The sequence below is a fragment of the Aquabacterium sp. genome (genome assembly GCF_044226965.1).
GTDB lineage: Bacteria > Pseudomonadota > Gammaproteobacteria > Burkholderiales > Burkholderiaceae_C > Pseudaquabacterium.
In genome coordinates, this window is the sequence record NZ_JBGAGA010000008.1 from 116,148 (window position 1) to 126,363 (window position 10,216).

General features: G+C 69.8%; 12 protein-coding genes. 5 read left to right on the forward strand and 7 right to left on the reverse strand.

Annotated elements, in window-relative coordinates; translation table 11 throughout:
* Genes ACILR4_RS05895 through ACILR4_RS05910 form a run of 4 tightly spaced genes read right to left on the reverse strand, consistent with a single transcriptional unit; the run spans nt 1 to nt 3,354 of the window.
* A complete protein-coding gene (locus tag ACILR4_RS05895; protein WP_395699906.1) occupies nt 1-810 on the reverse strand; it encodes an alpha/beta hydrolase in 810 nt (269 codons plus the stop codon).
* Entirely contained in the window at nt 810-1,562 is a 753-nt protein-coding gene (locus ACILR4_RS05900; RefSeq protein ID WP_395699907.1) for an SDR family NAD(P)-dependent oxidoreductase, read from the reverse strand. The genes ACILR4_RS05895 and ACILR4_RS05900 overlap by 1 nt, the downstream gene beginning before the upstream one ends.
* The gene (denD, locus tag ACILR4_RS05905; RefSeq protein WP_395699908.1) at nt 1,559-2,560 is read right to left on the reverse strand and encodes a D-erythronate dehydrogenase; all 1,002 of its coding nucleotides are present in this window, start codon (nt 2,558-2,560) and stop codon (nt 1,559-1,561) included. Before denD ends, ACILR4_RS05900 begins: the two co-directional genes overlap by 4 nt.
* A complete protein-coding gene (locus ACILR4_RS05910) occupies nt 2,557-3,354 on the reverse strand; it encodes a FadR/GntR family transcriptional regulator (protein WP_395699909.1) in 798 nt (265 codons plus the stop codon). The genes denD and ACILR4_RS05910 overlap by 4 nt, the downstream gene beginning before the upstream one ends.
* A gap of 115 nt (nt 3,355-3,469) precedes the next feature.
* Here ACILR4_RS05910 and ACILR4_RS05915 point away from each other — a divergent pair, with 115 nt between their 5' ends.
* The 5 genes from ACILR4_RS05915 to ACILR4_RS05935 all read left to right on the forward strand — a co-directional run bounded on the left by ACILR4_RS05915 (nt 3,470) and on the right by ACILR4_RS05935 (nt 8,999).
* A complete protein-coding gene (locus ACILR4_RS05915) occupies nt 3,470-4,552 on the forward strand; it encodes an ABC transporter ATP-binding protein (RefSeq protein WP_395699910.1) in 1,083 nt (360 codons plus the stop codon).
* A gap of 106 nt (nt 4,553-4,658) precedes the next feature.
* Nucleotides 4,659-5,981 carry an ABC transporter substrate-binding protein gene (locus ACILR4_RS05920; RefSeq protein ID WP_395699911.1) on the forward strand — a complete coding sequence of 441 codons (1,323 nt, stop codon included), beginning with the start codon at nt 4,659-4,661 and terminating at the stop codon, nt 5,979-5,981.
* Nucleotides 5,982-6,009: 28 nt separating this feature from the next.
* On the forward strand, nt 6,010-6,912 hold the full coding sequence (locus ACILR4_RS05925; RefSeq protein WP_395699912.1) for a carbohydrate ABC transporter permease: 903 nt from the start codon (nt 6,010-6,012) through the stop codon (nt 6,910-6,912).
* Nucleotides 6,909-7,781 (forward strand): carbohydrate ABC transporter permease, encoded by an 873-nt coding sequence (locus tag ACILR4_RS05930; RefSeq protein WP_395699913.1) that lies wholly within the window; start codon nt 6,909-6,911, stop codon nt 7,779-7,781. The genes ACILR4_RS05925 and ACILR4_RS05930 overlap by 4 nt, the downstream gene beginning before the upstream one ends.
* A 24-nt stretch (nt 7,782-7,805) precedes the next feature.
* Nucleotides 7,806-8,999, forward strand: a complete 1,194-nt coding sequence (locus ACILR4_RS05935; protein WP_395699914.1) for an aminotransferase class V-fold PLP-dependent enzyme — start codon at nt 7,806-7,808, stop codon at nt 8,997-8,999.
* A gap of 106 nt (nt 9,000-9,105) precedes the next feature.
* Here ACILR4_RS05935 and ACILR4_RS05940 read toward each other — a convergent pair whose 3' ends face one another.
* From ACILR4_RS05940 to ACILR4_RS05950, 3 genes are all read right to left on the reverse strand, one after another.
* The gene (locus ACILR4_RS05940) at nt 9,106-9,318 is read right to left on the reverse strand and encodes a hypothetical protein (RefSeq protein ID WP_395699915.1); all 213 of its coding nucleotides are present in this window, start codon (nt 9,316-9,318) and stop codon (nt 9,106-9,108) included.
* 200 nt (nt 9,319-9,518) lie between these two features.
* Complete coding sequence (locus ACILR4_RS05945; RefSeq protein ID WP_395699916.1) at nt 9,519-9,656, reverse strand: hypothetical protein; 138 nt, start codon at nt 9,654-9,656, stop codon at nt 9,519-9,521.
* Nucleotides 9,657-9,799: 143 nt separating this feature from the next.
* On the reverse strand, nt 9,800-10,216 hold a 417-nt coding region (locus ACILR4_RS05950), incomplete at its 5' end, for a LacI family transcriptional regulator (protein ID WP_395699917.1).

A 10,216-nucleotide genomic window follows, 5' to 3' on the forward strand; every position in this document is an offset into this window, starting at 1 on the left:
CTAGCCGCCGCTGGCCAGCCCAAAGGCCAGCCCCTCGGAGAGGGCCTGCGGCACGATGCCGCCATGGGTGCCGTTGTAGACCTGCTGCCGCAACGCCAGCCGCGCATAGTGGCGTTGTTCGAGCACCTGGCCGAACGCCACGTTGGCCTGCGCGTTGCCGGCCGAGGCCGAGCTCAGGTGCAACCGCACCGGCAGCTCGGCATGGGCCGCGGCATAGGCCTGCTCCCAGCCCTGGACCGTCTCGGGCATGCAGCCGATGGACGCGTCGACGCTGAGGTAGGCCTTGAAGGCATGCGTGCCCGGGGGCTGCGCGAACAGCGCATACAGCACGAAGCTGCCGCCGTGCGAATGGCCGAACAGCAGGCGTTGCCGCGGATCGCCGCCGACCTGGGCCTCGATGAAGGGCAGCAGTTCGCCACGCATGACATCGAAGAACGCGGCCTGGCCCCCGCCACCGGTGGTGCAGCTGTTGGCCGGCACGAAGTCGCGGTTGCGCAGCCCGCCGGAGTTGATCGCGGCAATGATCACGGCCAGGCCCTGGGCCTCGACGATGGCCACCATGATGTCGAACCAGGTCTCGCCGTCCAGCGCGTACAGCACCGGCAGCGCCGACCGTGGCCCGGCGCTGGCCGGCGGCAGGTAGAGGTTGATGCCGTAGGTGGTGCCGTTGCCCTGCGCGGCCAGCGAACGGAAGTCGCGCATGCCGCTGTCCGGCGCCGGTCCGCCACCGCTGGAGGACGCGCCACCGCCCCCGCCGCCGCAGCCGGCCAGCAATCCGAGCAGGGCCAGTCCGGCCTGTCGGCGCCGCATCAGTAGGTCGCCCGTCCGCCGGAGATGTCGAACACCGCGCCGGTGGAGAACGAGCAGTCCTCGCTGGCCAGCCAGCCGACCATCGCGGCGATCTCGTCGACCTCGACGAAGCGGCCCATCGGGATCTTGCTCAGCATGTAGTCGATGTGCTGTTGCGTCATCGTGTCGAACATCGGTGTGCGGGCGGCGGCCGGGGTGATGGCGTTGACCAGCACGCCCTTCTGCGCGAGTTCCTTGCCCAGCGACTTGGTCAGTGCGATCAGGCCCGCCTTGGACGCGCTGTAGTGCGAGGCATTCGGATTGCCTTCCTTGCCCGCCACCGACGCGATGTTGACGATGCGGCCGTAGGCCTGCGCCAGCATCTGCGGCACCACCGCGCGGCAGGTGAGGTAGGGCGCCACCAGGTTCACCTCCAGCACCTGGCGCCAGACGTCTGGCGGCAGCTCCCAGGTCGTGCCGTTGCCGCCGGTGATGCCGGCGTTGTTCACGAGGATGTCGATGCGGCCGGCCGCGGCCAGGGTCTGCTGCGTGGCGGCATGGACGCTCGCTTCATCGGTCAGCTGCACCGTCACCATGTCCACCGGCCCTAGGGCCGCGAGCGATTCGCGCGCCGCGGCCAGGCCCTGCGCGTTCTGGTCCCACAGCGCCACCCGCGCGCCCGAGCGCAGCAGGCGCTGCGAGATGGCGTAGCCGATGCCTTGCGCGCCCCCGGTGACGATGGCGACGCGGCCTTGCAGGTCGAGCTGGTTCATGAGGCGTTCAGTCCTTTCAGCGCCGTGGGGTGGGCTTCGTTGTCGGCGATGTAGGCGCGGATGATGTCCTCGAAGCGGGCCTCGGGCAGCAGGCCCAGCCGGGCCGCCCGCTCGGCGCTGGCGCCGGAAGCCCAGCCGCCGACGATGCGCTGGATGGTGGCATCCGGCACCTCGCGCACGCGGGCGCGCACCGCGGGGCCGGCCACGCGTTCCAGCGCTGCCAGCATCTCGTGGACGCGTACATTGAGTGCTGGCAGGTTCAGCGCCATGCGCCCGCCCAGCTGCTCGCGGCTGGCCTCGAAGACGGCGATCAGCCCTTCCACCGTGCGCCGCGGCGAGGAGACCGGGTGCGAGACCTCGGGCGACACCGGCAGGATGGCGTCCTCGCCGGCCAGCGGCTCGCGGATGATGCCGCTGAAGAACGACGAGGCCGCGCCGTTCGGCCGCCCGGGCCGCACGGTGACCGTCATCAGCCGTGCCGCGCGGCCGTCGATGTAGCCCTTGCGGGTGTAGTCGGCAATCAGGTACTCGCACACCAGCTTGTGCGTGCCGTAGGAGGTCTGCGGCGTGGGCAGCGTTTCGTCGGCCACGATGGGCGGCAGCGGGCGCGACGGATCGGGCCCGAACACCGCCACCGAGCTGGAAAACACCAGCCGCGGCGCGTTGCCGGCATGGCGCAGCGCGTCCAGCAGCGCGCGCGTGCTGTCGAGGTTGCTGCGCAGGCCGAGGTCGAAGTCGGCCTCGCACTCGCCGGAGACGGCCGAGGCCAGGTGGAACACGCCGTCGAAGGGCTCATCGCGCAGTGCGGCGCACTGGTCGAGCAGCCGGCCGACGCGCGCCTGCACGCCCGGCTGGGCGACCAGGTCGGCCGGCGGCGCGAACTGGTCGGCCAGCACCAGCTGCGTCAGGCTGCGTTGGTTCAGGTGGCCGCGGGCCAGCAGCGCGCGTGCGAGGCGCGTGCCAACGAAGCCGGCGCCGCCGGTGATCAGGATCTTCATTTGCGGGAGGTCTTGGTGGCAGGGGAGGGAATGGCCGGGCGGCGCAGCACGCCGCCGAGTTCGAGCCGCTGCTGGCCGTTCGTCAGGTGGCGCAGGGCGGCACGGCGCGCGGCCCGGGGGTCGCGCCCGGCAATCGCGTCGAGGATGGCGCGGTGCTCCTTGCGCACCGCTTCCATGAAGTCGGCGCGGCGGGCCTCGTTGCCGCGGGTGATGCGCATGGCTTCGCGCAGGTACTGCTCGAAGAAGCCGAGCACGCTGCGGAACTGCGCGTTGCCGGTGCTTTCGCCGATGGCGCGGTGGAAGGCCAGGTCTTCGGCCACCCCGTCGCCGCCGGCGGCCACCGCGGTGTCGATGGCCGCCAGTGCGCGCTGCAGCCGCGCCAGCTGGGTCTTGTTGACGCGCTCGGCCGCCAGCGCGGCGATCTCGCCCTCGAGCACGCGGCGCACTTCGACCACCTGCACCACCGCGTCCACGGACTCGAGCACGCTGGGATCGAATTCGAGCGCGCGGTGCGCCGAGGGCGTGCTGACGAACACGCCCGATCCCTGGCGCGACTGCAGCAGCCCGCGCGACTTCAGCCGGTGCACCGCTTCGCGCACCACGCTGCGCGACACGCCGTGGGCGGCGCACAGCTGGGCTTCGGTGGGCAGGCGGTCGCCGGGCCGCAGGGCGCCGCGTTCGATCTGCGCGGCCAGGCGATCGGCCAGGCGGTCGGCCAGGGTCTCGCGGCCCAGCCCCTGCGCCGGCGCTGCAGCGTCCTCGGCGGGGCGGCGGGTGCGCGGGGTCCTGGCCATGATGGTCATCAGGTTATCAGACAACTTTGCGGGCCAACAACGGGTAAGTCCGATGGCGGCGTGCGGCGGCGCGCCCTTATCGTCGCTGCCGGTCCTCTCGGGTGGGGTGTGAGGCATGGCCAGTGTGACGATCGCGGCGGTGAGAAAGCGCTTCGGCAGCGTCGAGGTGCTGCATGGCGTGGACATCGAGATCGCCGACGGCTCGTTCACCGTGCTGGTGGGGCCCTCGGGCTGCGGCAAGAGCACCTTGCTGCGCATGATTGCCGGGCTGGAGCAGATCAGCGACGGCGAGATCCGCATCGGCGAGCGCCGCGTCAACGAGCTGCCGCCCAAGCAGCGCGACATCGCGATGGTGTTCCAGAACTACGCGCTGTACCCGCACATGACGGTGCGCGAGAACCTGGCTTTCGCGCTGATGCTGGCCAAGGCCGATGCCGCGACGGTCGAGGCCAAGGTCTCGCGTGCGGCCGCCATCCTGGGCCTGACCGAGCTGCTGCAGCGCTACCCGCGCCAGCTCTCCGGCGGCCAGCGCCAGCGCGTGGCGATGGGCCGCGCGATCGTGCGCGACCCGCAGGTGTTCCTGTTCGACGAGCCGCTGTCGAACCTGGATGCGCAGCTGCGTGTGGCGATGCGCACCGAGATCAAGGAACTGCACCAGCGCCTGGGCACGACATCGGTCTACGTCACGCACGACCAGATCGAGGCGATGACGATGGGCGACCAGATCGTCGTGATGCGCGACGGCCGCGTCGAGCAGCGCGGCAGCCCGCTCGCGCTGTACGACCGGCCGGCGAACCAGTTCGTCGCCGGCTTCATCGGCTCGCCGGCGATGAACTTCCTGCCGGCGACGCTGCGCCGCTCGGCCGCCGGTGCCGAGCTGGAGCTGGGCGACGGCACGCGGCTGCCGGCACCGCCGGACAGCGGCGGGCTCGACGGCCAGCCGGTGATCTTCGGCACGCGGCCCGAGCACCTGTCGCTCAGCAGCGAAGGCGGCATCCGCACCGAGGTGGTGGTGGTCGAGCCCACCGGGGCCGACACCTTCGTCGCCTGCCGCATGCCGGGCAGCACGCAGGGGAAGGAACTGCAGGTGCTGTTCCACGACCGCCATGCCTTCGCCCCGGGCAGCACGATCCGGTTGCAGCCGGACCTGCAGCGTGCCCATGTGTTCGATGCCGGCTCGGGCCGGCGACTGGCGTGAATGCGCCCCCAGGCCGGCTGCGCCGGCCGCCCCCCGCGGGGGACATGGGAAGCCTGGCAGAGCCAGTTCTTCCCATGGGCCCCGCCCCACAACCAGGAGACCTGCCATGAGTGACCTGAATCGCCGCCGCTTCCTCGAAGGCACCGCCGGTGTCGCCGCCACCGGCCTGACCGCAGGCGGCCTGTGGGCGCCGGCCGTGCATGCGCAGACGCTGGCCTACAAGCCGGAAAAGGGCGCCAAGCTGCGCGTGCTGCGCTGGAGCCGCTTCGTGCAGGGCGACATCGACGCCTACATGGCCAACGTCAGGAAGTTCACCGAGAAGACCGGCATCGAGGTGCGGGTGGACAACGAAGGCTGGGAAGACGTGCGACCCAAGGCCGCGGTGGCGGCCAACACCGGCGCCGGGCCGGACATCATCCTGTCGACCAACGACGACGCCAACCTCTACCCCGAGAAGCTGCTCGACGTGACCGACCTGGCCGACTACCTCGGCAAGAAGTACGGCGGCTGGTACCCGGCCTGCGAGGCCTACCTCAGGCCCGATGGCAAGCGCTGGATCGGCATTGCGCTGGGCGCGGCCGGCTCGATGATGGTCTACCGCCAGAGCCAGCTGAAGGCGGCCGGCTTCGATGCCTTCCCGAAGAACAACGACGACTTCCTGAAGATGCTGCGCGCGCTGAAGGAGAAGGGCACGCCCGGCGGCTTCGCGCTGGGCAACGCCACCGGCGACAGCCTGTGGACCAACTGGCTGATCTGGTCGCATGGCGCGAAGCTGGTCGACAAGGACAACAAGGTGGTGATCGACAGCCCCGAGACCCTGAAGGCACTGGAGTACGCCAAGGAGATGTACGCCACCTTCATCCCGGGCACGCTGTCGTGGCTGGACCCGAACAACAACAAGGCCTTCCTCGACGGGCAGGTCAGCGTCACCAACAACGGCATCTCGATCTACTACGCGGCCAAGAACAGCCCCGACGCGAAGCTCAAGGAGATGGCGGCCGACATCCAGCATGCCTCCTTCCCGATCGGGCCGGTGGGCGTGCCGACCGAGAGCCACCTGTTCTTCAACCAGATGATCATGAAGTACACCAAGTACCCGCAGGCGGCCAAGGAGTTCCTGCGCTTCATGATGGAGTGGGACCAGTTCGACCCCTGGTTGCTGGCCGCCGGCGGCTACATCGCCCACCCGCTGGCCGGCTACGAGAAGAGCGCGGTGTGGACGGTGGACCCGAAGAACACCCCCTACCGCGACAGCGTGAAGCACATGCGCCCGGCGGGCTACGCCGGCCGCCTGGGCTATGCCTCGGCCGGCGCCGGCGCGGATTTCATCGTCACCAACATGGTGGCCGAGGCGGCCAGCGGCGCCAAGACGCCGAAGGAAGCCGCCGAGCGCGCGCAGAAGCGCGCCGAGCGCTACTACAAGGTGTGATAGCGGCTGAAAGGCGCGGCCACCGACCATGCTGGAGAAGCTGCAGAACAACCGCAACGTGCTGGGGCTGCTGTTCATGCTGCCGGCGGCGGTGCTGCTGCTGCTGTTCCTGACCTACCCGCTGGGCCTGGGCACCTGGCTCGGCTTCACCGATGCCAAGGTGGGCCGCGCCGGCCAGTGGGTGGGGCTGGAGAACTACGCCTACCTGTGGAGCGACAGCGTCACGCGGCTGGCGCTGTTCAACACGCTTTTCTACACCGTGGTGGCCAGCGTGCTGAAGTTCGGCTTCGGCCTCTGGCTGGCGCTGCTGCTGAACCGCAACCTGCGGCTGAAATCCTTCTTCCGCGCGGTGATCCTGCTGCCCTACATCGTGCCCACGGCGCTCTCGGCCATTGCGTTCTGGTGGATCTTCGACGCGCAGTTCTCGATCGTCTCGTGGGCGCTGGTGAAGCTGGGGCTGATCGACCACTACATCGACTTCCTCGGCGACCCGTGGAACGCGCGGCTGTCGACCATCTTCGCCAACGTCTGGCGCGGCGTGCCCTTCGTCGCGATCACGCTGCTGGCGGGCCTGCAGACCATCTCGCCCTCGTTCTACGAGGCCTCGGCGATCGACGGCGCCACGCCCTGGCAGCAGTTTCGCCATGTCACCTTGCCGCTGCTGACGCCGATCATCGCGGTGGTGATGACCTTCTCGGTGCTGTTCACCTTCACCGACTTCCAGCTGATCTACGTCATCACCCGCGGCGGGCCGCTGAATGCCACGCACCTGATGGCGACCTTGTCGTTCCAGCGCGCGATTCCCGGCGGCGCGCTGGGCGAAGGCGCGGCGATCGCCATCGCGATGGTGCCGTTCCTGTTGGCCGCCATCCTGTTCAGCTACTTCGGGCTGCAGCGCCGGGCCTGGCAGCAGGGCGGCAGCGACACATGAGCGAGGCCACGGAAGACCAGGGGGGCATGGGCTACCTGGAAACGAGGCGGCGGCGCATCGTCGTCGTGTACCTGCCGCTGGCGGCCTTTCTCTTCGTGCTGCTGTTCCCGTTCTACTGGATGGGCATCACCGCGTTCAAGCCGGACCAGGAGCTGCTGTCGCGCGAGGGCAATCCGTTCTGGGTGGTGCAGCCCACGCTGCACCACTTCCACAAGCTGCTGTTCGAGACCGCGTATCCCGAGTGGCTGTGGAACACGGTGCTGGTGTCGGTGACGGCCACCTGCGCTTCGCTGGCCGCGGCGGTGCTGGCGGCCTATGCGATCGAGCGGCTGCGCTTCCAGGGCTCGAAGCAGGTGGGCCTGTCGATCTTCCTGGCCTACCTGGTGCCGCCCTCGATCCTGTTCATTCCCTTGGCGGCCATCATCTTCCAGCTCGGGCTGTTCGACACGCGCTGGGCGCTGATCCTGACCTACCCGACCTTCCTGATCCCGTTCTGCACCTGGCTGCTGATGGGCTACTTCCGCTCGATTCCCTACGAGCTGGAGGAGTGCGCGCTGATCGACGGCGCCACGCGCTGGCAGATCCTGACCAAGATCGTGCTGCCGCTGGCCATTCCGGGCCTGATCTCGGCCGGCATCTTCGCGTTCACCTTGAGCTGGAACGAGTTCATCTACGCGCTGACCTTCATCTCGTCGTCGGAGATGAAGACGGTGCCGGTGGGCGTCGTCACCGAACTGGTCGAGGGCGACGTCTACCACTGGGGGCCGCTGATGGCCGGCGCACTGCTGGGCTCCCTGCCGGTGGCCTTCGTCTACTCGTTCTTCGTCGAGCACTACGTCTCGGGCATGACCGGCTCGGTCAAGGAGTAGCGGCTTCGCGGCCAGAATGGCCCGATGAGCACAACCGACACGGCGCGCTTCGGCCGCGCGATGCTGGCGCACTGGTACCTCGATCCGCAGGCGGTGTACCTGAACCATGGCACCTTTGGCGTCGCACCGCGGCGGGTGATCGAGGCGCAGCAGGCGCTGCAGCGGCAGATCGAGGCGCACCCGGCGCGCTTCATCGCGCGCGAGCTGATGAGCCTGGCGCCCGAGCCGCCAGCACGCCCGACGCGCCTGCGTGCCGCGGCAGCGGCGGTGGCCGGGTTCCTGGGCGCGCGGGGCGACGACCTGGTGTTCGTCGACAACGCGAGTGCAGGCGTCAACGCCGTGCTGCGGTCGCTGCGCTTTGCGCCGGGCGACGAGATCGTGCTGTTCGACCAGGCCTACGGCGCGGTGGCGCGCACCGCGGCCTTCATCGCGCGGCAGACCGGCGCGGTGGTGGTGACGGTGCCGCTGCCGTTCCCGCTGCGGCGGGCCGAGGACGCGACAGGCGCGCTCGAAGCCGCGCTGTCGCCGCGCACACGGCTGGCGATCATCGACCACATCAGCTCCGAGACCGCATTGCTGCTGCCGCTGCAGGCCCTGGCGGCGCTGTGCCGAGCGCGCGGCGTGCCGGTGCTGGCCGACGGCGCGCATGCGCCGGGCGCGATTGCGCTGGACATCCCCGCGCTGGGTGTCGACTGGTACGCGGCCAATCTGCACAAATGGGCGTTCGCGCCGCGCGGCTGCGGCGTGCTGTGGGCGGCGCCCGAACGGCGCGAAGGCCTGCACCCGCCGATCATCTCGTGGGGCCTGGATGTCGGCTGGCACCAGGAATTCGATTGGACCGGCACACGCGATCCGTCGCCCTTCCTCTGCGCGCCCGAGGGCATCCGCTTCATCGACGAGGTGCTGGGTGCCGAGGCGATGCGCCGGTACAACCATGCGCTGGCCTGGCAGGCCGCGGGCTACCTGACGGCACGGTGGGGCACGGCGTGGGAGACACCGCAGACGCTGGTCGGTTGCATGGTGAGCCTGCCGCTGCCGGCACGGCTGGGGCAGACGGCGGACCAGGCGGCGGGCCTGCGCGAATGGCTGTTGCGCGAGCACCAGATCGAGGTGGGGGTGTCGGCGCGCGACGGACGCCTGTGGCTGCGCGTGGCGGCGCAGGTCTACAACGAGATGAGCGACATCGAGCGCCTGGCGGCGGCGATCGACCAGGCGTGAAGCGGGCGCGGATGGACGCGCTGAATCGGTGTTAGCGCATGAGAGGTGCCGCCACCACCGGGAAGGTGATGGCGGCGGGCGATGAGAGCGGCCATGACGGCCGTCCTCATCCGCGCGGCGAGCGGCTGGCGAGCTTGCCCAGCGCTTCACTGGCCGCGGGTGCGGGTTTCAGCTTGGCCAGCACCGGATCGGTTTCGCCGGAGGCGGATGCAAACAGCACCACGACAGCGGCAAACACGGCCAGGCTGGAGACCACGCCGAACACCGCGCCGGCCAGGCGCGCCTTCAACGAGAGCAGAGAGAACTTCAAGGTTTCCATGATGGACTTTCAGTGGGTGCACGGTGCTTGGGATGACAAGACGTCGAGGCAAAGCGACGCCCCTGCGCCCGCCCAGCCCCACCGTGCGCGGGCTGCGCGGATGCATGCGAAAAGCGAGTCCGGAAAATCAGAAAGGCCCGGAACCTTGCGGTGTCCGGGCCTTCAGCGGCGCTCTGCGAGCGCCTGGCTGGAGGGGGCGACTAAGCGCCTGGTCCCTCGCCCGGAATGAGGACCTGCAGCGGTTGGTGAATGAGCCCGTTGCTGGAGCGTTCCAGGCAGGCAGCAACCCACGTCACGCTGGCAGTGCGTGCGTCGATGGCGTTCATGCGGCTGTTCATGCGACACCTCCTCGGCGTTGGGTTGCGGGAAAGAGGCCCGAAAGTTAATCGAGCGTGCGCGTGCCGTCAACCCCGCGGGTGCGAGGCGTCCCCTGTTCAGTGGATCGGACGCAACAAGTTGCTAGCGCGCCAAAGACGCGTCATCAGCGTGATGCCAGCACGACCAGGTAGCGGCAGCTGCGCTTGCCGGCATTCACGAAGCGGCAGTCGGCCGGGGCGCCCAGCTGCAGGCAGTCGCCCGCGGCCAGGCGGTGGCGTTGCGCGCCTTCGTCGAACTGCAGCACGCCTTCGGTCACCAGGATCAGCTGCTGCTGGAATGCGAAGGCCGCGGCCGGGTAGGGCACCTCGGCGCCTGGCGGCAGCTCGATCTCCAGCAGCTCGATGCCGCCCGGCCCGCGCTCGCCGCGCGGCGAGACCACACGGCGCCGGTAGCCGGTCTCGGGGTCCTGCCACACCGGCTGCGCGGCGCGGCGGCTCAAGCGCTCGCCACCCTGGTCCTCGGCCAGGGCCAGCAGGGCCGAGAGCGACAGGCCGAAGGCGCCCGAGAGCTTGCCCAGCAC